The organism is Bradyrhizobium sp. ORS 278 (assembly GCF_000026145.1).
Lineage (GTDB): Bacteria > Pseudomonadota > Alphaproteobacteria > Rhizobiales > Xanthobacteraceae > Bradyrhizobium.
The window spans coordinates 5,830,127-5,856,384 of sequence record NC_009445.1 but is presented as its reverse complement, the minus strand read 5'-3'; the positions used below and the strand labels follow the sequence as shown (position 1 = coordinate 5,856,384).

Here is a 26,258-nt window from a genome sequence, read left to right as displayed (position 1 = left end):
ATCTCGAGATTCCGGATCACCGCTGCGCGGTGTCCGAATGACGGAGGTCTTCGCATGATTCCCGTCACCTCTTTCGCCGGCAAGACAGTCGCCGTGTTCGGGCTCGGCGGCTCCGGGTTGGCCTCATGCCACGCGCTGCGCGCCGGCGGTGCCGAAGTAATCGCCGCCGATGACGGCGCCGATCGCATGACGGAGGCTGCAAAGGCGGGCTTCATCACCGCCGATCTGCGCACCGTCTCCTGGTCGAACTTCGCTGCGCTGGTGCTGGCGCCGGGCGTGCCGCTGACCCATCCGGTGCCGCATTGGAGCGTGCTGAGGGCGCGCGAGGCCGGCGTCGAGGTGATCGGCGACATCGAGCTGTTCTGCCGTGAGCGCCGGCGCCACGCGCCGGATGCGCCGTTCATCGCCATCACCGGCACCAACGGCAAGTCGACGACCACCGCGCTGATCGCGCATCTGATGCGGGTGGCCGGCTACGACACCCAGATGGGCGGCAATATCGGCACCGCGATTCTGTCGCTGGAGCCGCCGCGCATGGGGCGCGTTCATGTGATCGAGATGTCGTCCTACCAGATCGACCTGACACCGTCGCTCGATCCGAGCATCGGGATCCTGCTCAATGTCAGCGAGGATCACATCGACCGTCACGGCACGATCGAGAACTATGCGGCGGTCAAGGAGCGCCTGGTCGCCGGCGTGAAGCCGCAGGGCACCGCGATCGTCGGCGTCGACGACGGCTTCTGCCGCGCCATCGCCGACCGGCTCGACCAGGCCGGCAAGCGCGTGGTCCGTATCTCGGTGAAGAACCCGCTGGCCGATGGGCTCTACACCGAGCACGAGACCATCGTACGCAGCTCCGGCGGCGCGCGCAGCGAGGTCGCGCGGCTCGGCGGCATCGGCTCGCTGCGCGGCCAGCACAATGCGCAGAACGCGGCCTGCGCCGCCGCGGCCGCGCTCGCGATCGGCGTGAGAGAGGATGTGCTGCAGCAAGGCCTACGCAGCTTCCCCGGCCTCGCGCATCGCATGGAGCAGGTCGGGCGTCTCGGCAACGTGCTGTTCGTCAACGACTCCAAGGGCACCAATGCGGACGCCACGGCGCACGCGCTGTCGTCCTTCGCCGATATCTTCTGGATTGCCGGCGGCAAGCCCAAGGCGGGCGGCATCACCAGCCTCGCCGGCTTCTTCCCGCGCATCCGCAAGGCCTATCTGATCGGCGAAGCGGCCAAGGAATTCGCCGGTACGCTCGGTGAGAAGGTGCCGCACGCGATGTCCGGCACGCTGGAGGTCGCCGTGGAGCAGGCGGCTGCCGACGCCAAGGCATCAGGCTTGAAGGAGGCCGTCGTCCTGTTGTCCCCGGCCTGCGCCTCGTTCGACCAGTTCCGCAACTTCGAGATCCGCGGCACCCGCTTTCGCGACCTGGTCCAGGCGCTGCCGGGCGTGGAAAAGGTCGTCTAGGCTGCAAACTCCGCTGTCGTCGGCGCCGCGACGCGCTGGCGCGCGTCACGGCTTGTCCGGGACGACAGCGAGATTCTTAACCCTTCGATAACCATCCTGGGCGCCAATGGGCTGATTCCTTCGGCTCAGGTGGTGGCCCGATGCTCTCCCGTGAAGAACGCAATCCGCTGTCGGACTGGTGGTGGACCGTCGACAAGCCGCTGCTGGGCTCGATCCTGGCGCTGATGCTGTGCGGGGTGATCCTGTCGCTGGCGGCGAGTCCGCCGGTCGCGACTCGCATCGGGCTCGATCCGTTCCACTTCTTCAACCGTCACGTCCTGTTCCTGTTGCCGTCCTTCGTCGTGCTGATCGGCATCTCCTTCCTGTCCCCGCGGCAGATCCGGCGCAGTGCGCTGGTGGTGTTCGCGATCGCGATCGTGCTGATCGTGTTGACGCTCGCGATCGGCCCGGAGGTGAAGGGCTCGCGGCGCTGGATCACGCTGGTCGGCGTCAACATCCAGGCGTCGGAAGCGGCCAAGCCGGCCTTCGTCGTCGTCGCGGCGTGGTTGTTCTCGGAATCGGCGCGTCGGCCGGACATGCCTGCGACCACGATGGCGCTGGTGCTCTTGCTGATGCTGGTGTCGCTCCTGGTGATGGAGCCGGATTTCGGACAGACGATGCTGATCCTGATGGTCTGGGGCTCGCTGTTCTTCATCGCCGGCATGCGCATGATCTGGGTTGCGGGCCTCGCCGGTGCCGCGGCGGCCGGCCTGTTCGGCGCCTATCTCCTGGTCCCGCACGTCGCCGGGCGCATCAAGCGCTTCATGAATCCGGCCTCGGGCGACACCTTCCAGGTCGACACTGCGATGGAGGCCTTCTCCAATGGCGGCTGGTTCGGGCTCGGGCCGGGCGAGGGCATCGCCAAGCGCAGCCTGCCGGACAGCCACACCGACTTCGTCTTCGCCGTCGCCGCCGAGGAGTTTGGCATCATCCTCTGCCTGGCGCTGGTCGCGCTGTTCGGCTTCATCGTCATCCGCACGCTGTCGCGGGCCTATGCCAGCGAGGACGGTTTTTCGCGCTTCGCGGCCTCGGGCCTCGCGATCCTGTTCGGCATCCAGGCGGCCATCAACATCTCGGTCAACCTGCAGCTCATCCCGGCCAAGGGCATGACCTTGCCGTTCATCTCCTATGGCGGCTCCTCGATCGTCTCGCTGGCCTATGGCGTCGGCATGATGCTGGCGCTGACGCGGCAGCGGCCGCGGATCGAGGCCGAGGTCACGGATGCCGCGGGGACGCTACGCACCTACGCCTGAAGGTCCAGGTCCGGCCGGCTCGCAATGTCGACACATTGCCTGTAAACAAGCCCGCATGATCTCATCTGCGCCTCTCATTCTGCTGGCCGCCGGCGGCACCGGCGGCCATCTGTTTCCCGCCGAAGCGCTCGGCGTCGAGCTGATCAAGCGCGGCTACCGCGTCCGCCTCGTCACCGATGCGCGCGCGCTGAAATATAGCGGCCTGTTCACCAAGGACATGATCGACGTGGTGCCGAGCGAGACGGTGCGCAGCCGTTCGCCGGTGGCGCTGGCGCGCACCGCGCTGCTGCTCGGCACAGGCACACTGGCCGCCTTCAACCTGATGCGGCGGCTGAAGCCTGCTGCCGTGATCGGCTTCGGCGGCTATCCGACCGTCCCGCCCCTGCTGGCGGCGCGGCTCGCTGGCGTGCCCAGCCTGATCCACGACGCCAATGCGGTGCTCGGTCGCGCCAACCGTTTCCTGTCGGCGCATGTGAAGGCGATCGCGACCTCGCTTCCGGGGGTGCTCGATCGCGATCCCGCGCTGGCGGGCAAGACGACGACGGTCGGCACGCCGATGCGTCCGGCCATCCTCGAAGCGGCGGCCGTGCCCTATGTCGCGCCTGAGACCGCAGGCCCGCTGCGGCTGCTCGTTGTCGGCGGCAGCCAGGGCGCGCGCGTGATGAGCGACATCGTGCCCGGCGCGATCGAGCGGCTGGAGCCTGCTCTGTGGAGCCGGCTGGTGCTCGCCCAGCAGGTCCGGCAGGAGGACATGGCTCGGGTGCGCGCCGTCTATGACCGTCTCAAGATCAATGCCGAACTGCAGCCCTTCTTCACCGATCTGCCGGCGCGGCTTGCGGCCAACCATCTCGTCATCTCGCGCTCCGGCGCGGGCACCGTAGCCGAGCTCGCCGCGATCGGCCGGCCGTCGATCCTGGTGCCGCTGCCCGGCGCCATCGACCAGGACCAGTTCGCCAATGCCGGCGTTCTGTCGGACGCGAATGCCGCGATCCGGATCGTGCAGACCGCCTTCACGTCCGATCGGCTGGCCTCGGAGATCTCGTCGCTGGCCGCCGAGCCGACGCGGCTCGCAGCCATGGCCCAGGCCGCCCGCGCGGCCGGCCGGCTCGACGCCGCCGAGCGGCTCGCCGACCTCGTGGCGAAGACGGCCGGGCTCTGATCGAGACGGCCGAAATCGGCCGAAATCCGGGCGGAGCGTCTGAAAATTCGTGGTTTTTCCAGCTTTTGCGCACTTGTCCCGGCCTGTCATGTCTTGCATGAAGGGCGGATGATTCGGGGCGCGGCGGGCCCGAGCCGGGCGCCCCGCGAGACCATGGACGGGATGCCTCATGAGACTGCCGCGCGAGATCGGACCCATCCACTTCGTCGGGATCGGCGGCATCGGCATGAGCGGCATCGCGGAGGTGCTGTGCAATCTCGGCTACACGGTGCAGGGCTCCGACGCCTCGGACAATGCCAACGTCGCGCGGCTGCGCGAGAAGGGCATCACGGTCAGCGTCGGTCACAAGGCGGAGAACGTCGCAGGTGCCGATGTGGTCGTCGTCTCGACCGCGATCAAGCGTGACAATCCCGAGTTGATGGCCGCGCGCGCGCAGCGTATCCCCGTCGTCCGGCGGGCAGAGATGCTGGCCGAGCTGATGCGGCTGAAGAGCTGCGTCGCCATCGCCGGCACCCATGGCAAGACCACGACCACCTCGATGGTCGCGGCGCTGCTCGATGCCGGCGGGCTCGATCCCACGGTCATCAACGGCGGCATCATCAACGCCTATGGCACCAATGCGCGGCTCGGCGGCGGCGAGTGGATGGTGGTGGAAGCCGACGAGAGCGACGGCACCTTCCTGAAGCTGCCGGCTGATGTCGCCATCGTCACCAATGTCGATCCCGAGCATCTCGACCACTTCAAGACCTTCGAAGCCGTGCAGGACGCCTTCCGCGCCTTCGTCGAGAACGTCCCGTTCTACGGCTTCGCCGTGATGTGCATCGATCATCCGGTGGTGCAGGCGCTGGTCGGCAAGATCGAGGACCGCCGCATCATCACCTATGGCGTGAACCCGCAGGCAGATGTCCGGCTGGTGGATCTCACGCCGATGGGCGGCGGCTCGTCGTTCAAGGTCGTGTTCCGCGACCGCAAGAGTGGCGCGACGCATGAGATTTCAGACATCGTCCTGCCGATGCCCGGCCGTCACAATGCCTCGAACGCAACGGCCGCCATCGCAGTGGCGCGCGAACTCGGCCTTTCGGACGAGGCCATCCGCAAGGCGATCGGCGGCTTCGGCGGCGTCAAGCGCCGCTTCACCCGCACTGGCGAATGGAACGGCGTGACCGTGATCGACGACTACGGCCACCATCCCGTCGAGATCGCAGCCGTGCTGAAGGCGGCGCGCGAATCCAGCAATGGCAAGGTCGTTGCCGTGGTGCAGCCCCATCGCTACACAAGGCTGCAGTCGTTGTTCGAGGAGTTCTGCACCTGCTTCAACGATGCGGACGCGGTCGTCGTCGCCGACGTCTATCCGGCCGGCGAGGCGCCGATCGAGGGCATCGACCGCGATCATTTCGTGCTCGGTCTGCGCGCCCACGGCCATCGCGACGTGCTGCCGCTGCCGAAGGCCGCCGATCTCGCCGGCATCGTGAAGGACCTCGCCAAGCCGGGCGACCTCGTCGTCTGCCTCGGCGCCGGCAACATCACGCAATGGGCCTACGCGCTGCCGAACGAGTTGAAGGCGCTGGGGTAGGGCGGTGAGCTTTCCCGACATCACGCCCGATCTGAAGGCCGCGATGCCCGCGCTGCGCGGACGTCTGCTCGCCAATGAAAGCCTCGCGCCGCTCACCTGGTTTCGCGTCGGCGGTCCGGCGCAGGTGCTGTTCACGCCGGCCGATGCGGACGACCTCGCCTACTTCCTGAAGCACCTGCCGGCCGAGCTACCCGTGTACGTCATCGGCGTCGGCTCCAACATGATCGTGCGCGACGGCGGCGTGCCGGGCGTAGTGATCCGGCTGGCGCCGCGCGCGTTCGGCGAGGTCAAGGCCGAAGGAGACATCATCACGGCTGGCACGGCAGCGCGCGACAAGCGCGTCGCGGAGGTCGCGGCGTCAGCCGATCTCGCCGGTCTGGAATTCCTGTTCGGCATTCCCGGCACCATCGGCGGTGCGCTGCGCATGAATGCCGGCGCCAATGGTGGCGAGACCAAGGACATCCTGGTTGAGGCGACCGCGATCGATCGCCGGGGCGAGACGCATCGCTTAAGCAATGCCGACATGAAGTTCACCTATCGCGCGAGCGGCACGGACGCGGCGCTGATCTTCACGGCCGTACGCTTCCGTGGCACCCCGTCCGAACCAGCGGCGATCCGCGCGCGCATGGCCGAGGTGCAGGCGCATCGCGAGACGGCGCAGCCGATCCGCGAGAAGACCGGCGGCTCGACCTTCAAGAACCCGCCGGGCCATTCGGCCTGGAAGCTCGTCGATGCCGCCGGCTGCCGCGGCCTCAAGGTCGGGGGCGCGCAGGTCTCGGAGATGCACTGTAACTTCCTGATCAACACAGGCAATGCCACCGCCGACGATATCGAGACGCTCGGCGAGACCGTGCGCGAACGGGTCAAGGCCAGCTCGGGCATCGAGCTGCAGTGGGAGATCAAGCGGATCGGAGTCAAGGCGAGCTGACGACCCGCTTCTTCACGTGACGTCCACGCTGTCGCAACCGCATTCTGAGATCAATCGAGAAACCATTGATGCGCACCACGATTCTGTTCGGCGGCTCCAACAAGGAACGTCTCGTCTCGGTCGCCAGCGCCAAGGCGCTGCACGCCGCGCTGCCGGAGGCGGACCTCTGGTTCTGGGAGGCCGACGACACTGTGCAGCAGGCAAGCGGCCCAGCGCTGGTCGCCCACGCAAAGCCGTTCGAGGAGCCGTTCACGGCCGACGGCGTCCGGATCGGCACGCTCGCCGAGGCGCTCGATCGTGCCCGCGCCGAGGACCGGATCCTGGTTCTCGGACTTCATGGCGGACGGGCGGAGAACGGCGAGCTTCAAGTGATGTGCGAGATGCGGGGCGTGCCGTTCACCGGCTCGAGCTCGGCGGCCTCGCACCTCGCCTTCGACAAGGTCGCCGCCAAGCGCTTCGCCGTACTCGGTGGCGTCACGGCGGCCGAAGGTGTCGCGCTCGACAATGCCGAGACAGCTCTCGCGCGTTACGGCAAGCTGATCGCCAAGCCGGTGAAGGATGGCTCGAGCTTCGGCCTGATCTTCGTCAACGCCAAACAGGACCTCGTCGCCGTTAAGGCCGCCGCTGCGACCGAGGAGTATCTCATCGAGCCGTTCGTCACCGGGAAGGAGGCGACCTGCGGCGTGCTCGAGCAGGCGGACGGCTCGTTGATCGCGCTGCCGCCGATCGAGATCCTGCCGGCCGACGGCGCCTTCAACTACTTCGCGAAGTACCTGGCGGCCGCGACGAAGGAGATCTGTCCGGGACGCTTCAATCCGGAGGTTACGGCAGCGCTGCAGCGAGAGGCGATCAAGGCGCATCGTGCGCTGTCCTGCGGCGGCTACTCGCGCACCGACTTCATCGTCTCGGCCGACGGCCCGGTCTATCTCGAGACCAACACGCTGCCCGGCTTGACCGCCGCCTCGCTATATCCGAAGGCGCTCGCGGCGCAGGGTATCCCCTTTGCCGACTTTCTGCAGCAGCAGATCGCCTTGGCGGAACGCCGCGTTCGGCACTGAATTCGTGCGGTAGTCGCACCGGAGGAACCCGGCCCGGCGTCCCCCGGAGGTTCCTGTAACCCGTAAAATGCTTAAGAATTCCGGGCAAGGTCCTCATAAATCGGAGAAAAAAATCGCCTCTCCGGACCTATTTTACTTTTTGTTTACCAGGACGTCCGAAGGTTAACGCTGGCGCCTCAGTGGTGCTCGGCTGCCGGGTCATGACCGCGTCCATCGCGATGGTCACCAGCCGCCGGGACCGTGGGCGTGGGTCCGCGAGTATTGCGGGCGCAACAGTTGATGAGCTCGTGCAATGGATGGTGCAGGACGCCTCGCTCGATCGCAGAGGCCTCAAGCTGACCTGAAAGCCGCTGCCCTTGGCGCGGCGATCCTGCTGCGCGAGTATGTCTCAGCCCGCCTGCCGCGCATCAATCTGCAGCGCGGACGCAAGAAGAATGCGCGTCGAGATCGTGCGCCGATGAACGCGGCGCTGGCGCCCATGGTCGGGCGCGAGGCGCCGCCGCGCGTGGTCGATCTGGTCGAGCGTTATCTGCCGCGCCGGCTCGGCACGGTCGCCACCGTGGCGCTGCTGTTCGGCAGCGTCTGGCTCGGCATCGTCAAGGGCGGCCATGCGCAGGACGTCAGCGCGGCGCTCTCCGACACCCGCAACGCCCTGGCCAACGCAGCCGGCTTCCGCATCACCGCGGTCGCGATCAATGGCCGCAAACAGCTGACCCAGGACGAGGTGCTCGCGATCGGGGGCGTGTCCGGCCGCTCGTCACTCTTGTTTCTGGACGCCGCCGCTGTTCGCGACAAGCTGAAGGCCAATCCCTGGATTGCCGAGGCGACCGTGCAGAAGTTCTTTCCGAACCAGCTGCAGATCGACATCGTCGAGCGCAAAGCATTCGCGCTGTGGCAGCAGGACGGCCGCCTCTCGGTGATCGCCGACGACGGCGCCGTGCTCGAACAATATGTGTCGCGGCCGTTCCTTACCCTGCCGCTCGTGGTCGGCAAGGGCGCCGAGAGCCGCGCGCGTGATTTTCTGGCGCTGCTCGCCCGCTATCCGCAAGTGCGCGCCGTGACCAAGGCGGCCGTGTTCGTCGGCGAGCGCCGCTGGAACCTGCGCACCAAGGACGGCCTCGACATCCGCCTGCCGGAGAACGATGTCGGCAACGCGCTGGCGACGCTCAGCCAGCTCGACCAGGATGACAAGCTGTTCTCGCGCGACATCGTCGCCATCGACATGCGCCTGTCCGATCGGCTGACGGTGCAGCTGTCCGATGACGCCGCAAAGGCGCGCGAGGAGCTGTTCAAGGACAAGAAGCCCAAGAAGAAAGCCGGTGACGCATGACCGGCTTCGATCGCCAGACACCGAAGACGCGCCCGATGGGCCAGAAGCGCACCGCGCTGGTGGCCTCGCTCGACGTCGGCACAAGCAAGATCGCCTGCATGATCGCGCGATTGAAGCCGGCGCCGCCGAGCGATGCGCTGCGCGGTCGCACCCATGCGGTCGAGCTGATCGGCTACAGCCAGATCCAGTCGCGCGGCGTCAAGGCCGGTGCCGTCATCGATCCCGTGGAATGCGAGCAGGCGGTTCGGCAGGCGGTCGCGCTGGCCGAGCGCATGGCGAAGGTGCGGGTCGAGTCCGTTTTGCTGCCGGTCGCCGGCGGCCGGGTGATGGGCCATTTGATCGAGGCGACCTCGGATATCCGTGGCGGTGCCGTGACGCAGGCCGATGTCAGCCGCGTGACATCCACCGGCATGCATCATGCGACGGGCGAGGGGCGGGCGGTGCTGCACGCTTTGCCGGTCGGCTATACGCTCGACGGGGTGAAGGGCATCCGCGATCCCCGCGGCATGCTGGCACGACAGTTTGGTGTCGACATGAATGTCGTCACCACCGACGCCACCGTGGCCAAGAACCTGATGCTCGTGGTCGAGCGCTGCCATCTCAATGTCGAGGCGATGGCGGCGAGCCCGTATGTCGCGGGTCTGTCCGTGCTGACTGACGACGAGGCCGATCTCGGCGCGGCCGTGGTCGAGATGGGCGCGGGCACCACGACGATCGCGATCTATTCCGGCGGCCGCTTCGTCCATGCCTCCGGTTTTGCGCTCGGCGGGCATCACGTGACCATGGATCTTGCGCGCGGACTATCAGCGTGCATTGCAGATGCCGAGCGAATCAAGACGTTATATGGCACGGTGCTGACTGGCGGGTCCGACGCGCGTGAGTTGATGTCTGTTCCGACGGCGGGTGACAACGAGCGGGATGTTCCGCAGATCGTGTCCCGCGCCACCATCGCGAACATCGTCAGGCACCGCGCAGAGGAGATATTTGAAATGGTCCGCGACCGGCTGAAGGATTCGCCCTTTGCGGCAGAACCCAAGGCGCGCGTCGTCCTCAGCGGAGGCGCCTCCCAGCTGACGGGTCTGGTCGAATTGGCGACCCGGATCCTCGACCGCCCGGTGCGGGTCGGCCGTCCGCTCGGCTTCGGCCGTCTCCCCAACGAGGCTAAGAACGCCGCCTTCGCGGTGCCCACCGGGCTCCTGGTCTATCCGCAATACGCGCATCTCGAACACGTCGAACCGCGACATACGCGGCAGGTCGGGACAGGAACCGACGGCTACCTCGGAAAGGTCGGACGATGGCTACGCGAGGGCTTCTGATGACCGACGTCCGCACCAACCGAATTTCACCAACACCACCCACGGCCGGCGGCCGGGGCGAACCCACGCGCGCGTGATCGAGAGGCAATCATGGCACTCACAATTACCCCTCCTGATATCCACGAGCTGAAGCCCCGGATCACCGTGTTCGGCGTCGGCGGCGCCGGTGGCAACGCCGTCAACAACATGATCACGGCCGGCCTGCAGGGCGTCGACTTCGTCGTCGCCAACACCGACGCGCAGGCGCTGACCATGTCCAAGGCGCAGCGCATCATCCAGATGGGCACGCAGGTCACGCAAGGGTTGGGCGCCGGCTCGCAGCCGGACGTCGGCGCTGCCGCCGCGCAGGAGGTGATCGACGAAATCCGCGATCATCTCTCCGGCGCCAACATGGTGTTCGTGACCGCCGGCATGGGCGGCGGCACCGGCACGGGCGCTGCTCCCGTCATCGCCAAGACCGCGCGCGAGATGAACATCCTCACCGTGGGTGTCGTCACCAAGCCGTTCCACTTCGAGGGCGCGCGCCGCATGCGCACCGCGGAGTCCGGCATCTCCGAGTTGCACAAGGTGGTCGACACCTTGCTGATCATCCCGAACCAGAACCTGTTCCGGGTCGCCAACGAGAAGACGACCTTCGCCGACGCCTTCGCGATGGCCGACCAGGTGCTGTATTCGGGCGTCGCCTGCATCACCGACCTGATGGTCAAGGAAGGTCTCATCAACCTCGATTTCGCCGACGTCCGCGCCGTGATGCGCGAGATGGGCAAGGCGATGATGGGCACGGGCGAGGCCTCCGGCGAGAAGCGCGCGCTGACCGCCGCGGAAGCCGCCATCGCCAACCCGCTGATCGACGATTCCTCGATGAAGGGCGCCCGCGGACTGCTGATCTCGATCACCGGCGGCAAGGACCTGACCCTGTTCGAGGTCGACGAAGCAGCGACTCGCATCCGCGAGGAGGTCGACCAGGACGCCAACATCATCGTCGGCGCCACCTTCGACGAATCGCTCGACGGCCTGATCCGCGTCTCCGTGGTCGCCACCGGCATCGAGCAGGCGCAGTTCAACCGCGGCGTCACGACGACTGCACAGCCGGCGGCGGCTGTCGCCCCGATTGCCGCCGCCCCGACCGCTCACGCGGGTCTTCCTGAAAGCCGCCTCGCCGACCTGACGGCGCGCTTGCGCGCCGACAACCAGAGGCTGGCGGAACGCGCGGCCAAGCTCGAGCAGCAGGCGTCGCAGGCTCCGGCCGTCGCGCAACCTGCGCCCGCGCCGGTCGCACCTGCACCGCGTCCGGCTCCGAATCTCGAGCGTGACACCTTGGCCGCCGTGGCTGCCGCCATGGCGAACGAGCCCGCGCCGGCGCCCGCTCCGGTGCCGACCGCGGCGTCCTATGGCGACGTGACCGTGCGTCCGATCGCGCAGAAGCCGTCGCTGTTCCCCGAGCCGGAAGCCCAGCGCGCCGCGCCAGTCGAGCCGGCTGCTCCGCCGGAGACCTTCATCCCGCAGGCCGCCGAGCGGGTTCCCACCCGCGCGCCGCGCATGCCGAAGTTCGAGGATCTGCCGATGCCGGCCCAGGCCGAGATCCGGCAGGCGCGGGGCGACGAGGGCGAGGAGCATCCGCAGAAGACCCGCATGTCGCTGCTGCAGCGTCTCGCCAACGTCGGCCTCGGCCGCCGCGACGAGGAGAGCGAGCCGCCGATGTCCGGTCGTGCCGCCGCTCCGGCGATGCCGCAGATGCCGCCGCTGCCGGAACGGAAGCCGCAGCGGAACGTTTCCCAGCAGGTCGCAAGCCACGAATCGCCTGTCTCGGAATACGCCCGCCGCCCGGCTCCGCAGGGTCTGGACGTCCATGGCCGCCCCGCGCCTGTGTCCCCCGCGCCACAGGGCGACGACCATTTGGATATCCCGGCCTTCCTCCGCCGGCAGGCAACCTGAGAATTGTTACAGCCCCGAGGGTGCTGAACAGGCCCGGCTCGTGAGAGCCGGGCCTTTTTGCTGGGCTGAGAGGAACCGTGAATGTTCGTTCAACTAACTGATTTTAAATGATTAATTATTCTTTCGGTGTTTAGATGGGGAACACGGAGGGTTAAGGCGGCGTTCCAGTTTGGTTAAGGGTTGGCGCGAATACGGCAGAGATGGGGTAACAATCCGTAAAGAAGCGTGAGTTGGCGCTCTTTGGGGGGCTCGTTAAGTTCTGCCGTGACTTGGGGATGCCTGAAAATGAGTCGGTTCGCGAGGGGCGGCCGATGGAGGTTCAGGCGGGGTCTTGGGCGATCGTCGATGAAATTCAGCAGGCAAACAACGCTTCGTTCGCAAGCCACTGTCACTGGCGTAGGCGTCCACTCTGGCGCGCCGGCCAGCCTGACGATCGGGCCTGCGCCTGTTGATGCGGGGATCGTGTTCCTCCGCACCGGCCTGGAAGGCGCCGACCGCGAAGTTCTGGCCTCGTTCGGTTCGGTGATCGCAACGGAGCTGGCGACGGTATTGGGCGACCGCCATGGCCCGTTGGTTTCCACCGCTGAGCACATCCTCGCCGCGCTGCGCGGCATGGGCGTCGATAACGCTCTGATCGAGGTCGACGGTCCCGAAGTTCCGATCATGGACGGCAGCGCTGCGCCGTTCGTTGCGGCGATCGATCAGGCCGGGATCGTCACCCAGTCGGCCGCGCGCCGCTACATCCAGGTGCTGAAGCCGGTTCAGGTGACGATGGGCGCCTCGATGGGCGAACTGCGTCCCAACAACTCCGGTTTCCGGGTCGAAGCCGAGATCGACTTCGCCAATCCGGTGATCGGCCGCCAAGCCTATCATTTCGAGCTCAGCCCCGAGCGTTTCCGCCGCGAGATCTCCCGCGCCCGCACCTTCGGCTGCATGAGCGACGTGGCGCGGTTGTGGAACGCCGGCTTTGCACTGGGCTCCTCGTTCGACAACACCCTGGTGTTCGACGAGGAGCGGCTGCTGAATCCTGAAGGCCTGCGCTACGCCGACGAGTGCGTCCGCCACAAGGTGCTCGACGCGATCGGCGATCTCGCGCTCGCCGGCCTGCCGATGCTCGGCACCTATCGCTCCGTTCGCGGCGGCCACAAGCTCAACCACGCCGTCCTGACCGCGCTGATGGCCGATCGGACCGCCTGGCGGGTGGTCGAGGGCGAGACGGTGCGCCGTCCCCGCGTGGCGGCCGAAGTCGTCGGCGGCATGGTTGGTGGCATGATCGCTCCGGCCTTCGGCCCGGACGTGTCCTGAGCTTTTCGGGCTGGGCCGACTGCGACAGCTCGAATCGATGAGCGTTCGCCCACGTGCTGCGACGTCGCCGCAGCGATGATCTTCTAGAAATCTTCGTTAGCGGTTGTTGCCAGCGGTGTTCGCGTCACCGACGCGACAACTGCGTCTGCCCGCTTTTCCAACGCCTTTTCCAGCGGTAACCATGATGCGGGGCGGTAGCCTCGGTGTCGCCTTAATCCGGGCGGATTGGCTGCCTATGCGGTTGGTTGACGAAGTGTTTTCGGTTAGAGAGGCCGTGGCGGCGTGATGCGTGCCACAACAGGCTCTTCCTTCGCGGTCATGAGACGATGATCATGATGCGCGGCGTAGATCAGATCACAGGCATCGGGTTCCAAAGCAGCATGTCGACACAGCGTCTCCCGCGCGAGCTCAGTCCTCAGGCCATCTCGATCGGCCGCCGCATGCGCTTCGCCGCATCGCTGGCGCTGCTGGCGTTCCCGCTGGCCGGCTGCGGCACCGGCGGGCTCTGGGACAAGTTCCTTGCCAAGGACGATACGTTCGTCGATGAGCCCGCGGACAAGCTCTACAATGAGGGCTTGTACATGCTGAACGAAAAGAAGGACATGAAGGGCGCGAACAAGAAGTTCGAGGAGGTCGATCGCCAGCATCCTTATTCCGACTGGGCGCGCAAATCGCTGCTGATGTCGGCCTACGCCTCCTACCAGGCCGGTGATTACGACGGCTGCATCGGTTCGGCGACCCGCTACGTGACGCTGCATCCCGGCAGCCCGGACGCGGCCTATGCGCAATACCTCATCGCAGCGTCGCATTACGATCAGATCCCGGACATCAGCCGCGACCAGGGCCGGACGGAAAAGGCGATCGCCGCGCTCGAAGAGGTGGTGCGCAAATATCCGAACTCGGAATATGCCACCAACGCCAAGGCGAAGATGGAAGGCGCGCGCGACCAGCTCGCCGGCAAGGAGATGGATGTCGGCCGCTACTATATGCAGAAGCGCGACTACACCGCCGCAATCAACCGCTTCAAGACGGTGGTGACTCAGTACCAGACGACCCGTCATGTCGAGGAGGCCTTGTTCCGTCTGACCGAGGCCTACATGACGATCGGCATCGTCGGCGAGGCGCAGACGGCCGCCGCCGTGCTCGGCCACAACTTCCCGGACAGCAAGTGGTACAAGGACGCCTATAACCTCGTGAAGTCCGGCGGGGTCGAGCCGGAGGAGAACAAGGGCTCCTATATCTCGCGGGCGTTCAAGAAGCTGGGGCTCGGCTGAGCTGGCAGGGACTTGAAACTGGTCCTGCTTTGTTCTCAATTCTTGTTTTGTTCTCATTTTGCTGCTAGCATCGAGTCGTTCGCTCAGGGGTATCCTGCCCCGTTACGAAGGACCTCGGTTCATGCTGGCGCGACTGTCGATCCGTGACATCGTCCTGATCGAACGACTCGATCTCGAATTCTCCGAGGGGCTAGCGGTGCTGACCGGCGAGACCGGCGCCGGCAAGTCCATCCTGCTCGATGCCTTTGCCCTGGCCCTCGGCGGGCGCGGCGATGCCAGCCTGGTGCGGCACGGCGCCGATCAGGGGCAGGTCACGGCCGTGTTCGAGATCGGCAAGGATCATCCGGCCGCGCGGATCCTGGCCGCCAACGGGCTGGATGCCGACGGCGAGATGATCCTGCGCCGGGTCCAGTATGGCGACGGCCGCACCCGCGCCTTCATTAACGACCAATCGGTCAGCGTTCAGACCCTCAAGGCGATCGGGGCCACCTTGGTCGAGATTCACGGCCAGCATGACGAGCGCGCGCTGGTCGATGCCGCCACCCATCGCAGGCTGCTCGATGCCTTTGCCGGGCTCGAGAAGGATGTTGCCGGCGTCGAGACGCTATGGGCGGCGCGCCGTAGCGCGGTCTCGGCGCTCGATCAGCATCGCGCCGGGATGGAGCGCGCAGCGCGCGAGGCCGACTATCTGCGGCATGCCTCGGACGAATTGAAGAAGCTGGCGCCGAAGGAGGGCGAGGAGACGCAGCTCGCGACCCGACGCACGGCGATGATGCAGGGCGAGAAGATCGCCGGCGATCTGCGCGACGCTCAGGATGCCGTCAGCGGCAATCAGTCGCCGATCGCGGCGTTGGCAGCGGCGGTCCGCCGGCTGGAGCGGCGCGCGGTCAGCTCGCCGGCCCTGGTCGATCCCGCCGTCAAGGCGATGGACGCCGCGATCAACGCGCTGGAGGAGGCCGATCAGCATCTGACGGCGGCGCTGGCAGCCACCGACTTCGATCCGCTGGAGCTGGAGCGCATCGAGGAGCGGCTGTTCGCCTTGCGCGCGGCGGCCCGCAAATATTCGACGCCGGTCGATGGCCTGGCGGCGCTGGCCGCCAAATACGCCGCCGACGTCGTGCTGATCGACGCGGGCGCCGAGCAGCTGAAGAAGCTGGAGGCGGCGGCAGCAGCGGCGGATGCGCGCTACGCGGCGGCCGCGGCCAAGCTTTCGGCGGCGCGTATCAAGGCGGCTGAGAAGCTCAACCGGGCCGTCCATGCCGAGCTCGGCCCGCTGAAGCTCGAGCGCGCGAAGTTCATGACCCAGGTCGACAGCGACGCCGACGTGCCGGGGCCAGAGGGCATCGACCGCGTCGAATTCTGGGTCCAGACCAACCCGGGCACCCGGCCCGGTCCGATGATGAAGGTCGCCTCAGGGGGCGAGCTGTCGCGGTTCCTGCTGGCGCTCAAAGTGGTGCTGTCGGATCGCGGCTCAGCGCCGACCCTTGTATTCGACGAGATCGATACAGGCGTGGGCGGCGCGGTGGCGGACGCCATCGGCGCCCGCCTGGCGCGGCTCGCCCACGGCGTCCAGGTCATGGCCGTGACCCATGCGCCGCAAGTCGCGGCCCGGGCGGACCAGCATCTCTTGATCTCCAAGGATGCGCTCGACCGCGGCAAGCGCGTCGTCACCCGCGTCAACACGCTCGCCACCCTGCATCGCCGCGAGGAGATCGCCCGCATGCTGGCCGGCGCCGAGGTCACCGCCGAAGCCCGCGCCGCCGCCGACCGCCTGCTGGAGGCGGCGGCGGCCTAAGTTAGGGGGTGACCCGAACGCTTTTGGCACCGCCGCGCGCATTGTGTAAACCGTCGTCCTTGGGAGGCCTGAAGCCTGCCCCTGGTTCGACGAGCAGACATTACGCAGTATGGCCAAAACAGCAAAATCCAAGCAGTCCGTCGACGTCGCCGATCTGACCAAGGCCCAGGCCAAGGTGGAGTGGAAGCGGCTGGCGCTGGAACTCGAGACCCACGATAGGCTCTACTACCAGGAGGACGCGCCGAAGATTTCGGACGCCGCCTACGACGAGCTGCGTCGTCGCTTCAACGCCATCGAAAAGCGCTTTCCCGAACTCGTCAGCCGCGACTCGCCGTCCCAGACGGTGGGCGCCGCACCGTCCGGCCGGTTCAAGAAGGTCCGGCATGCGGTGCCGATGCTGTCGCTCGATAATGCCTTCGCCGAAGAGGACGTGCGCGACTTCGTCGGCCGCATCGCGCGCTTCCTGAAGCTTGCCGAGGATGATCGCATCGCTTTCTCCGCAGAGCCGAAGATCGACGGGCTGTCGATGTCGCTGCGCTACGAGGGCGGCCAACTGGTCACAGCGGCGACCCGCGGCGACGGCGCGGAGGGCGAGGACGTCACTGCCAACATCCGTACCTTGAAGGACGTGCCGCAGAAGCTGCATGGCCGCAACCTTCCCGACATCTGCGAGATCCGCGGCGAGGTCTACATGACCAAGCAGGCGTTTCTCGCGCTCAACGAGCGCCAGAAGGAAGCCGGGGACACGATTTTCGCGAATCCCCGCAACTCCGCCGCGGGGTCGTTGCGCCAGAAGGACCCGACCATCACGGCGTCGCGGCCCCTCGGCTTCTTCGCCTATGCCTGGGGCGACATGAGCGCGATGCCCGCGGAGACGCAGAGCGGCATGATCAAATGGTTCGAGCATTGTGGCTTCACCACCAACCCGCTGACCAAGCTCTGCCACTCGGTCGAGGAGCTGATTGCGTTCCACCGCGCGATCGAGGAGCAGCGCGCCGAGCTCGACTATGACATCGACGGTGTCGTCTACAAGGTCGACCGCATCGACTGGCAGGAGCGGCTCGGCTTCGTCTCGCGCACGCCGCGCTGGGGCATCGCGCACAAATTCCCGGCCGAGCGTGCCATGACCGTGCTGAAGGACATCGAGATCCAGGTCGGCCGCACCGGCTCGTTCACGCCAGTCGGCAAGCTTGAGCCGGTCGGCGTCGGCGGCGTCATCGTGCAGAACGTCACCCTGCACAATGAGGACTACATCAAGGGAATCGGCAACAAGGGCGAGGTCTTGCGGGAGGGGCGCGACATCCGTATCGGCGACACCGTCGTCATCCAGCGCGCCGGCGATGTCATTCCTCAGGTGGTTGACGTTCTCATCGACAAGCGGCCTGCCGATGCCGAGGTGTTTGCCTTTCCCAGAAAGTGTCCCTGCCCGCTACACACCGACGTCGTCCGCGAGGAGACTGCGGCCGGCGAGGAGGGCTCGCGCGCCCGCTGCACCGGCGAGTTCGCCTGTCCCTATCAGAAGATCGAGCACCTCAAGCTGTTCGCCTCGCGCCGCGCCTTCGATATCGACGGTCTCGGCGAAAAGCAGATCCAGTTCTTCTTCGATGAAGGCTGGGTGAAGGAGCCGGCCGACATCTTCACCCTGCAGAAGCGCAACGCCAAGCTGAAGCTGGAGGAGGTCGAGGGCTATGGCGAGACCTCCGTGCGCAATCTCTTCAACGCCATCGAGGCGCGGCGCGAGATGGCGCTGGAGCGGTTCATCTACGCGCTCGGCATGCGCTATGTCGGCGAGACCACGGCCCTGGCGCTGGCGCGCGGCTACGGCTCCTGGGAGGCGTTCCACGACGCCTGCCTGAAGGTTGCCAATGGCGACGAGGAGGCGATCGCCGAGATGGATGCGCTCGACCAGATCGGCGAAACAGTGATCAAGAGCGTCGCCGCCTATTTCGGCGAAGACCACAATCGCGGCATCGTCGAGCGGCTGACCCGCGAGGTGAAGATCCTGGATGCCGAGAAGCCCAAGCGTAATTCGCCGATCGCGACCAAGACGGTGGTGTTCACGGGCACGCTGGAAAAGATGACGCGCGACGAGGCCAAGGCCACAGCCGAGCGGCTCGGCGCGAAAGTGTCGGGATCGGTATCAAAGAAGACGGACTACGTCGTCGCCGGTCCTGGTGCGGGCTCGAAGCTGAAGGATGCCGAGAAGCACGGCGTCAAGGTGCTGACCGAGGACGAGTGGCTGCAGCTGATCGGGGAGTAGCTGTTCGTGGTGGCGGTCGCCGCCGATGCTGTTCGGCTTCGATCGCGCGCGCATGTTCTGCGCTGCGCCCCACGCGTGAGGTGGACCGCATGATCTGCCACAGCAAGCGCGTCATCCCCGCCGTCGTCCCGGCCTCGCGCCGGGACCCATAGCCACCGCCCGTCGTGGCTGGGAACGCGCCATCCACCAGCCTGCCTCGAACATCTCCCTGGGGGTATGGGTCCCGGCGCGAGGCCGGGACGACGGCGACACTCACAGCTGTCATCATCCGCGAAAGCGGATGATCCAGTATTCCAGAGGCGGTTGTGATGGAGCCGCGCCGCCGCGGCGTACTGGATACCCGCCTTCGCGGGTATGACACCGAGAGACATGCGAAAGCGCGCGATCCCTCACATCACCCCGCCCTCGTCCTCCTCCGCCGCTTCGATCAGCTCCTTGGTCACCGTCACCGTGACCGGCGTGCGGGGAACGAGGAAGATCATGCAGCCGGCGCAGGCCAGCGACAGCGTCAGCATCGCCGACGTCAGGGGCAGCGTGGTCGCATAGTGACCGCCGAGATACGCCCCGAGCTGCGAGGTCAGCGCGCCCAGCCCCATCTGCAGAAAGCCCATCGCGCCCGAGGCGGTGCCGGCGGCGCCCGGCCGCACGCTGATGGCGCCGGCGGCGGAGTTTGCCATCACGAAGGCGTTGGCGAACATCAGCAGCATCTGCGTGCCGAACAGCACCGACGGCATCTGGTTGAGACCGAAGATGCCCCAGGTGAAATTCAGCGCGGCGCTGGTCAGCTGCAAGGTCAGGCCGAACCAGATCAGCCGGTCGAGCGCGTGCCGCGGCGCGTAGCGGACGCAGAACAGATTCCCGACGAAATAGGCAAAGCCTGTCGTCGCGAACCAGGCGCCATACTCTGCCGACGAGCGGGCCATCTGCACCTCGACGATGTAGGGGCCGCCGCCGGCAAAGGCGAAGATGATCTGCGACGCCAGCACCTGGCACAGCATGTAGCCCAGAAAGGCGCGGCTCTTGACGAGTATGACCACGTCGCGGCGGAAGCTGGCGCCCTCGACGCGGGCTGGGCGGGTTTCCGGCAGCGCCAGCGTTACAGCGATGCCGACGGCAATCGACACCGCTGCCACCACGTAGAAGATGGCATGCCAGCCGAACGCGATCTCGATCAGGCCGCCGGTCAGCGGCGACAGCATCTGCGCGATCATCATGACGGCGACGACGAGGCTGATCATCGCGCCAATGCGCTCGCGCGGATAGAGGTCGCGGATGATCGCCCTGCTGATCACCATGCCGCTGGCGCCGCCGAGCGCCTGAAAGAAGCGCGCCGCGATCAGCTGCGGCAGGGTGTCGGCCAAGATGCAGCCAAAGCTCGCGATGATGGAGAGCGCAAGGCCGGCGAGCATCACCGGACGGCGGCCGAAGCGATCGGACAGCGGGCCCAGCAACAGCTGCGAGATGGCAATGCCGATCATGTAGAACGACACCGTCATCTGCACCACCGAGGCGTCGCGCCCGAAGGTGGTCGCGAGCAACGGCAGCGCCGGCACCAGCAGGTACAGCGAGATCGGCGCCAGTCCGGTCATGACGACGAGCAGCACCAGCAGCGTGCGCGACGGAGCCGCGCGCTGTGCGACGGCTCCCGGCGGTCTGCTGATCATTCCATGCATCGTGCCGCTCAAATCAGGTGGACGCCGCGACTGTAGCGGCCTTCCGCGTCACGGAAACGCCTGTTTCTGCATGCGCCCATACCGGCAGCGGGACCATGGCGGCCGGACACGCAACGAGGCTGGTGTAGTTCGTCGATCCGTAGGGTGGACAAAGGCGCGCCCAACTGCTCGCTCGTTGCGCTGAGCCATCGCGCGCCGTGCCCACCGCTGCGCGGATGAACGCACTGAGACGCGGTGGGCACGCTGCCGCCTGCGGCGGCCGCTTTGCCCACCCTACGGCTTCATGGTCAGAGTGGCGCTGTCGCCTGATCGAGCCACAGCTGGTCGGGCTCGTTGAGGGCCGCGTGCACGGCCTCCCTGACGCGGGCGTGATAGACGTCGAGCCAGCTGCGCTCCTCGCTGCTCAGCATCGCCACGTCGATCAGCCGGCGATCGATCGGCGCGAGCGTCAGCGCCTCGAAGCCGTTCATCGGCTTCTCCCCGCCCGCAATGTCCTTCGCCACGACCAGCTCGAGATTCTCGATGCGGATGCCGAAGGCATCGGTCTTGTAGTAGCCGGGCTCGTTGGACAGGATCATGCCGCGCTTCAGCGGCGTCGTGCCGAGCTTGGAAATCCGCGCCGGTCCTTCGTGCACCGACAGATAGCTGCCGACGCCATGTCCGGTGCCGTGCTCGAAGTCGATCCCGGCCTGCCACAGGAACTGCCGTGCCAAGGTGTCGAGCTGGGCGCCGGTGGTGCCGTCGGGAAACAGCGCGCGCGCGATCGCCAGATGGCCGCGCAGCACGCGCGTGAAGCGGTCGCGCATCTCCGTGGTCGGCGCGCCCACCGCGATGGTGCGCGTGACGTCGGTCGTACCGTCCTGGTATTGCGCGCCGGAATCGATCAGCAGCAGATCGCCGGTCATGATGCGCCGGTTGCTCTTGCGAGTGACGCGATAATGCACGATGGCACCGTTCGGGCCGGTCCCGGAGATGGTCGGAAACGACACGTCCTTCAGCGCGCCGGTGTCGCGGCGAAAGCTCTCCAGCGCCTCGACGGCGTCGATCTCGGTCAATGTCCCCTTCGGCGCCTCGCGATCGATGAAGGCGAGAAAGCGCGCCAGGGCGACGGCGTCGCGCCGGTGTGCGCGTCGCGTGCCCTCGATCTCGACCGCATTTTTCGCGGCCTTGAGCAGGCTCACGGGATCGGCACCACGCACCGGCTTGCCGCCCGCGCCCTGGATCAGCCGCGTCAGCGCGTCCGCCGCGGTGGCGCTGTCGAGCGCGATGGCTGCGCCCGACCGCGCGAGCTCCGTCAGGCGCGGCGCCATCGCGTCCGGCTCCGCCACGTCAGCGCTCTGCTCGAGGTGATCGCGTGTCAGGTTCGAGAGCTTGCGGGAATCGATGAAGATCGTCGGCCGTCCGGTCTTTGGCACCAAGGCGTAGGAGATCGGCAGCGGCGTGTGCGACACGTCGGCGCCACGGATGTTGAACGTCCAGGCCACATTGTGGGAATCGGACAGCACCAGCGCCTCGACGCCGAGCCTCTCGATCTCCCGGCGGATGCGTTCGAGCTTCTCGGCCTCGACCTCGCCGGACAATTCCGCGCCATGGATCGAGACCGCGCCGAGCGGCGGCTGAGGGCGCTCGGTCCAGATGCTGTCGACCGGATTGGTCTCCACTGGCACCAGCTCGGCACCTGCCTTGGCGCAGGCCGCCGCGAAGCGTTCGGCAGCGGCCGTCGTCTGCAGCCAGGGATCGAAGCCGATACGGTCGCCGCGCTGCAGATGCCCCGTCAGCCAGCTTTCGGGCGGCGGCTCGATCAGCGATTCCACGGCCCAGGCCTTCCCATCGACCTGCTTGCCCGCCTGCAATGTGTAGCGGCCGTCGACGAAGATCGCGGCCTCGTGCAGCAGAACGATCGCGAGACCGGCCGAGCCGGTGAACCCGGTCAGCCACGCCAGCCTCTCCTCGGACGGCGGCACATACTCGTTCTGCTGCTGGTCCGCGCGCGGCACGATGAAGCCGGTGAGCTGGCGCCGCGCCAGCTCCTCGCGGAGCGCGGCGAGTCGTGCCGTCAGCGCGACACCGGTTTCGGGTTCTTCGAACGTCTGGAACAGGGCTTCGAACATCGGTCTCATACTTTGGGCGTGGATCTTCACCGCGATCGATACTCATCCAGTTGGGCGTGCGGTGCACGAAGAATCTCCTTGCATTCGCCTGTGCAAAAAGATTTGCTGTCGCATGCTGGTCATCCGGAAGAGATGCAGCGAGGAAACGTGATGGATGTGGTGGCCATGATCGTAAAGATCATCCACGGTCACACAATCCGGGGAGTGCCTCAACTCAATGGCGAGGGGACGCACGATGCCTGCTTTTACCTTCGAGAAACTGTCGGCGCCGACGCCACGCGCTCCGACACCCGCACCCGCGGAGAAGCCGCGTAGCGCGCTGGCCGATCTCATCAACCGTCTCGTGGAACCGCGCGTTCGACGCGGGCGCGTGAAGGCCGAATCCAGCCTTCAAAAAGGCCAGCCCAAGACATAATCGTCTTCGGCCTGATCGTTCTGAATTTGCTGCCCTTGGTTCAATCCTTGGCCGACCAGCGGAGCTGATCGGATCTCATTGTTTCTTCTGCAGCAACAAGCTGCTCCACCCCTCGATTGTCAGATGCCGGATCGGAACCAGCCCGCGTGCGCGATAGGCTGCAAGAACGCCGCGGGCTTGTGGGGTCAGGAGACCTGACAGGATCACGTTCGCCCCTGGCGCAAGGTGGCGCTGCATTGGCGCCGCCAGTTGCCGCAGCGGATTGGCGAGGATGTTCGCCAACACCAGATCGAACGGGCCTGCTTCGGCAAATTCCGCCGCCGCAAAGCCGGTGGCGCGGATGACCTGGACCAGGGGGCCTGCGCCGTTGAGCCGGGCGTTCTCCCGCGCAACGCTCACGGAGGGCGCATCGATGTCGCTGCCCAGCACGGAGCGGCGGGTCGCCTTGGCGGCTGCAATTGCAAGGACGCCGGTTCCGGTGCCGAGGTCGAGGACGCGTTGCGGCGACCCTCGTTTCAGAACATGGTCGAGCAGCAGCAGGCAGCCGCGGGTGGTTCCATGATGGCCGGTTCCGAAGGCGAGCGCCGCCTCGATTTCAATGCCGATCTTGTTGGCCGGAACCCGAGCCCGGTCGTGAGCGCCATGAACCATGAAGCGTGCGGCCGGCACGGGAACCAGATCGTCCAGGCTTGCCTTGACCCAGTCCTTGACTTCAACCGTCTCGAACGTCAGGGTTCCCGCAGCCTCTGTTCCCGCCGCTCCGCCGATCAGCTTGCGCAACAGGGCCTGGTCCGGAGGATCGGCGAAATGCACCGTGACGTCCCAGCGCCCATCCGGCCGCTCGAACGCGGCCACCGCTGCGTCTCCCTCGAAGAAGACCTCCGTCAGACTATCGACCGCCGGCCGCGCGGCGCCCTCGTCCGCGACCGTGAAGCTCGCTTTGTACGTCGCCGGCGGGGAATCTGATGTCATCTGGCAGGGTCCGAAGCTGATTTGTTGGCGTGGTTAAGCAATCTGACCGCCAGCGCAAGCGCTTTGGCTAAGGCAGGACGATGTTTGCTGCAGCTTTCGGTTGTTTTTACATGCCGCCGGCATGTGTCTAAAAGTTGCGCCGGAATTGCTGCAAAAATCGCAAGGACTTGAACCGACCGCATTACACCAACCTTAGGTTTTTACCTCCTATGGTCCACGCCATGGGAACCGCACAACCCCAGGGTTCCCCGGTTGGGAAACGAGGTTTAGTGATGAAGACCTTTGTGTTGAAGTTTTTGCGTGATGAATCCGGTGCAACCGCCATCGAATACGGCCTGATTGCAGCCGGAATCTCGCTGGCGATCATCGCGGCGGTGAACGGCCTGGGCACCTCGCTGAGCAGCAAGTTCGACTCCATCAACTCGTCTCTGAAGTAATCGATCAAGCGGCGTTCTCGGAGAACCGGGCCTCGAGCCCGGTTTTTCCTTTTGGCGCGGCCATCTTCGACAGCCTATCCCGGATGTATCCAGAGAGTTATGCACAGCCCCAGTGCCCGGCATCCACAAGGTAGGCTGCTGCTTGTCCACAGGCTCTCCATGCACCGGTGAACAGCCTTTCCTCCGCCTGTCCTCAATTGAAGATCGCCCGGTGATCGGCCAGGACGGCCTGGGCGGCATTATGGCCGGGCGCGCCGGTCACCCCGCCGCCTGGATGGCTGCCGGAGCCGCAGTGATAGAGCCCCTTCAGCGGCGAGCGATAGTCGGCATGCCCCAGCATCGGCCGGGCGGAAAACAGCTGGTTCAAGCTCAGCGCGCCGTGAAAGATATCGCCGCCCAGCAGGCCGAACTGGCGCTCGAGATCGAGCGGTGACAGCACCTGCCTGCCGAGGACGCTGGCGGCAAATCCCGGCGCGTAGCGGTCGACGGTCGCGATCATGAGATCAGCGACCGCGTCGCGATGATCGTCCCATGACCGGCCGTCCGGAAGCTCCGGCGCGACATGCTGGCAGAACAGGCTGGCGACGTGCTGGCCGGGGGGCGCCAGCGTGGCATCGAGCGTCGACGGAATCAGCAGCTCGACGACCGGATCACGGCTCCAACCATGGGCGCGCGCATCGAGATAGGCCTGGTCCATGTAGCCGAGGCTGGGCGCCAGGATGATGCCGGCGGAGAGATGATCGCCATCGCCGGGCAGCGCGCTGAACGAGGGCAGGCGGCTCAGCGCGACGTTCATGCGGAACGTGCCCGAGCCGTTGCGCCAATTGCGGATCCGGCTCAGGAAGGCCGCGGGCAGGGCGCCTTCCGGCACCAGGCGGGTGTACAGCAGCTTGGGATTGACGTTGGCGACGACGAAGCGGGCGCGCAGCGCGCGGCCATCCTCCAGCACCACGCCCACGGCACGGTCGCGCTCCACGATCACCTCACGCACGCCGCAGTCGACCTCGACCAGCGTCCCCAGCTCTTTCAGCGCCCGCGCCATCGCCTGGGTGATCGCGCCCATGCCGCCGATGGCGTGGCCCCAGACGCCCTTCTTTCCGTTCACTTCGCCAAAGGCGTGATGCAGCATCACATAGGCCGAGCCGGCGGCGTAGGGGCTGGCATAGTTGCCGACGATGGCGTCGAAGCCGAACAGCGCCTTGACCAGATCGGTCTCGAAGATCTCGTCGAGCATCTCGCCGGCCGATCGCGTGAACAGATCGAGCAGATCGCGCTGCTGCTCCAGCGACAATGCGCGCAGCGCATTGGCGGTGCCGAGCGCGTTGAACGCTTCGCGGATCGCGCCCACGCCGAATTGCGCGACCAGATTGGGCGGAGCGCGCAGCACCAGGCTGCGCAGCACGTCCGCGATCGCCTCGAGCCGTTCGGAGAAGGGGCCGATGGCCTCCGCATCGCGCGGGCTGAGCCGCGCGACCGACGCCTGTGTGCGACCTTCGCCGGTCAGCAGATAGCGGCCATCCGGCGCGGGGAGAAAGTTTTGCGCGCGACGCTCGACGATCTCGAGCCCGTGCTGGTGCAGCTTGAGGTCGGCAATGACGCGCGGATTGAGCAGGCTCACCGTGTAGGACGCCACCGAGTTGCGGAAGCCCGGGTGAAACTCCTCGGTCACCGCCGCGCCGCCGACGACCTTGCGGCGCTCGACGACGTGCACGCGCAGGCCGGCCATCGCCAGATAGGCCGCACAGGTCAGGCCGTTATGGCCCGCGCCGATGATGATCACGTCGGTTTCGTTCATGTGCGCTTCAAAAAGCCCTGATTAATCACCGGCTGTGCGGGTCGCCGGGAACCGCGACGAGATGGTGCTGTCGCCCCGGATCGTCGCCGCGTCAAGGGGAACTCGGTTTTGCCGCAGCTCCTCGCCATACCGCCCCTCGATCCGCTATGTGTCGTCTGCACGTCGCGGCCGGGCC

At 66.6% G+C, this 26,258-nt stretch carries 19 protein-coding genes; 15 read left to right on the top strand and 4 right to left on the bottom strand.

What is annotated here, in order from left to right:
• The first annotated feature begins 54 nt into the window (after nucleotides 1–54).
• The 13 genes from murD to ligA all read left to right on the top strand — a co-directional run bounded on the left by murD (nucleotide 55) and on the right by ligA (nucleotide 18,680).
• Nucleotides 55–1,455 carry a UDP-N-acetylmuramoyl-L-alanine--D-glutamate ligase gene (gene murD / locus BRADO_RS26335; protein ID WP_012029238.1) on the top strand — a complete coding sequence of 467 codons (1,401 nt, stop codon included), beginning with the start codon at nucleotides 55–57 and terminating at the stop codon, nucleotides 1,453–1,455.
• Nucleotides 1,456–1,595: 140 nt separating this feature from the next.
• Nucleotides 1,596–2,747, top strand: coding sequence for a putative lipid II flippase FtsW (ftsW, locus tag BRADO_RS26330; RefSeq protein WP_012029237.1), 1,152 nt, complete (start codon nucleotides 1,596–1,598; stop codon nucleotides 2,745–2,747).
• Between the two features lie 55 nt (nucleotides 2,748–2,802).
• Nucleotides 2,803–3,906: an undecaprenyldiphospho-muramoylpentapeptide beta-N-acetylglucosaminyltransferase gene (gene murG, locus BRADO_RS26325; protein WP_012029236.1), complete on the top strand. Its 1,104-nt coding sequence runs from the start codon at nucleotides 2,803–2,805 to the stop codon at nucleotides 3,904–3,906.
• 169 nt (nucleotides 3,907–4,075) lie between these two features.
• Complete coding sequence (murC, locus tag BRADO_RS26320; RefSeq protein ID WP_012029235.1) at nucleotides 4,076–5,479, top strand: UDP-N-acetylmuramate--L-alanine ligase; 1,404 nt, start codon at nucleotides 4,076–4,078, stop codon at nucleotides 5,477–5,479.
• 4 nt (nucleotides 5,480–5,483) lie between these two features.
• A complete protein-coding gene (gene murB, locus BRADO_RS26315; RefSeq protein WP_012029234.1) occupies nucleotides 5,484–6,407 on the top strand; it encodes a UDP-N-acetylmuramate dehydrogenase in 924 nt (307 codons plus the stop codon).
• Between the two features lie 68 nt (nucleotides 6,408–6,475).
• On the top strand, nucleotides 6,476–7,465 hold the full coding sequence (locus BRADO_RS26310; RefSeq protein ID WP_012029233.1) for a D-alanine--D-alanine ligase: 990 nt from the start codon (nucleotides 6,476–6,478) through the stop codon (nucleotides 7,463–7,465).
• A 292-nt stretch (nucleotides 7,466–7,757) separates the two neighbouring features.
• On the top strand, nucleotides 7,758–8,795 hold the full coding sequence (locus BRADO_RS26305) for a cell division protein FtsQ/DivIB (RefSeq protein WP_012029232.1): 1,038 nt from the start codon (nucleotides 7,758–7,760) through the stop codon (nucleotides 8,793–8,795).
• Nucleotides 8,792–10,111 carry a cell division protein FtsA gene (ftsA, locus tag BRADO_RS26300; protein ID WP_012029231.1) on the top strand — a complete coding sequence of 440 codons (1,320 nt, stop codon included), beginning with the start codon at nucleotides 8,792–8,794 and terminating at the stop codon, nucleotides 10,109–10,111. Before BRADO_RS26305 ends, ftsA begins: the two co-directional genes overlap by 4 nt.
• Before the next feature lie 90 nt (nucleotides 10,112–10,201).
• Nucleotides 10,202–12,046 (top strand): cell division protein FtsZ, encoded by a 1,845-nt coding sequence (gene ftsZ / locus BRADO_RS26295; RefSeq protein ID WP_012029230.1) that lies wholly within the window; start codon nucleotides 10,202–10,204, stop codon nucleotides 12,044–12,046.
• A 345-nt stretch (nucleotides 12,047–12,391) separates the two neighbouring features.
• Complete coding sequence (lpxC, locus tag BRADO_RS26290; protein ID WP_012029229.1) at nucleotides 12,392–13,351, top strand: UDP-3-O-acyl-N-acetylglucosamine deacetylase; 960 nt, start codon at nucleotides 12,392–12,394, stop codon at nucleotides 13,349–13,351.
• Nucleotides 13,352–13,731: 380 nt separating this feature from the next.
• The gene (locus tag BRADO_RS26285; RefSeq protein WP_012029228.1) at nucleotides 13,732–14,625 is read left to right on the top strand and encodes an outer membrane protein assembly factor BamD; all 894 of its coding nucleotides are present in this window, start codon (nucleotides 13,732–13,734) and stop codon (nucleotides 14,623–14,625) included.
• Nucleotides 14,626–14,746: 121 nt separating this feature from the next.
• Nucleotides 14,747–16,420 (top strand): DNA repair protein RecN, encoded by a 1,674-nt coding sequence (gene recN, locus BRADO_RS26280; protein ID WP_012029227.1) that lies wholly within the window; start codon nucleotides 14,747–14,749, stop codon nucleotides 16,418–16,420.
• Between the two features lie 109 nt (nucleotides 16,421–16,529).
• The gene (ligA, locus tag BRADO_RS26275) at nucleotides 16,530–18,680 is read left to right on the top strand and encodes an NAD-dependent DNA ligase LigA (RefSeq protein WP_012029226.1); all 2,151 of its coding nucleotides are present in this window, start codon (nucleotides 16,530–16,532) and stop codon (nucleotides 18,678–18,680) included.
• 389 nt (nucleotides 18,681–19,069) lie between these two features.
• On the opposite strand, the gene BRADO_RS26270 is transcribed toward ligA, so the two are convergent.
• Nucleotides 19,070–20,353: a multidrug effflux MFS transporter gene (locus BRADO_RS26270; protein WP_012029225.1), complete on the bottom strand. Its 1,284-nt coding sequence runs from the start codon at nucleotides 20,351–20,353 to the stop codon at nucleotides 19,070–19,072.
• 287 nt (nucleotides 20,354–20,640) lie between these two features.
• Nucleotides 20,641–22,464, bottom strand: coding sequence for an aminopeptidase P family protein (locus BRADO_RS26265; RefSeq protein WP_012029224.1), 1,824 nt, complete (start codon nucleotides 22,462–22,464; stop codon nucleotides 20,641–20,643).
• A gap of 78 nt (nucleotides 22,465–22,542) precedes the next feature.
• Here BRADO_RS26265 and BRADO_RS26260 point away from each other — a divergent pair, with 78 nt between their 5' ends.
• Nucleotides 22,543–22,779, top strand: a complete 237-nt coding sequence (locus tag BRADO_RS26260) for a hypothetical protein (protein WP_041756966.1) — start codon at nucleotides 22,543–22,545, stop codon at nucleotides 22,777–22,779.
• Nucleotides 22,780–22,954: 175 nt separating this feature from the next.
• Here the strand turns inward: BRADO_RS26260 and BRADO_RS26255 are convergent, their stop codons facing one another.
• Complete coding sequence (locus BRADO_RS26255) at nucleotides 22,955–23,851, bottom strand: 50S ribosomal protein L11 methyltransferase (RefSeq protein WP_012029222.1); 897 nt, start codon at nucleotides 23,849–23,851, stop codon at nucleotides 22,955–22,957.
• A gap of 272 nt (nucleotides 23,852–24,123) precedes the next feature.
• Between BRADO_RS26255 and BRADO_RS26250 the strand changes: the two genes are divergently transcribed.
• On the top strand, nucleotides 24,124–24,288 hold the full coding sequence (locus BRADO_RS26250) for a Flp family type IVb pilin (RefSeq protein ID WP_009031146.1): 165 nt from the start codon (nucleotides 24,124–24,126) through the stop codon (nucleotides 24,286–24,288).
• 193 nt (nucleotides 24,289–24,481) lie between these two features.
• Here BRADO_RS26250 and BRADO_RS26245 read toward each other — a convergent pair whose 3' ends face one another.
• Nucleotides 24,482–26,083: an NAD(P)/FAD-dependent oxidoreductase gene (locus BRADO_RS26245; RefSeq protein ID WP_012029221.1), complete on the bottom strand. Its 1,602-nt coding sequence runs from the start codon at nucleotides 26,081–26,083 to the stop codon at nucleotides 24,482–24,484.
• Between the last annotated feature and the right edge of the window lie 175 nt (nucleotides 26,084–26,258).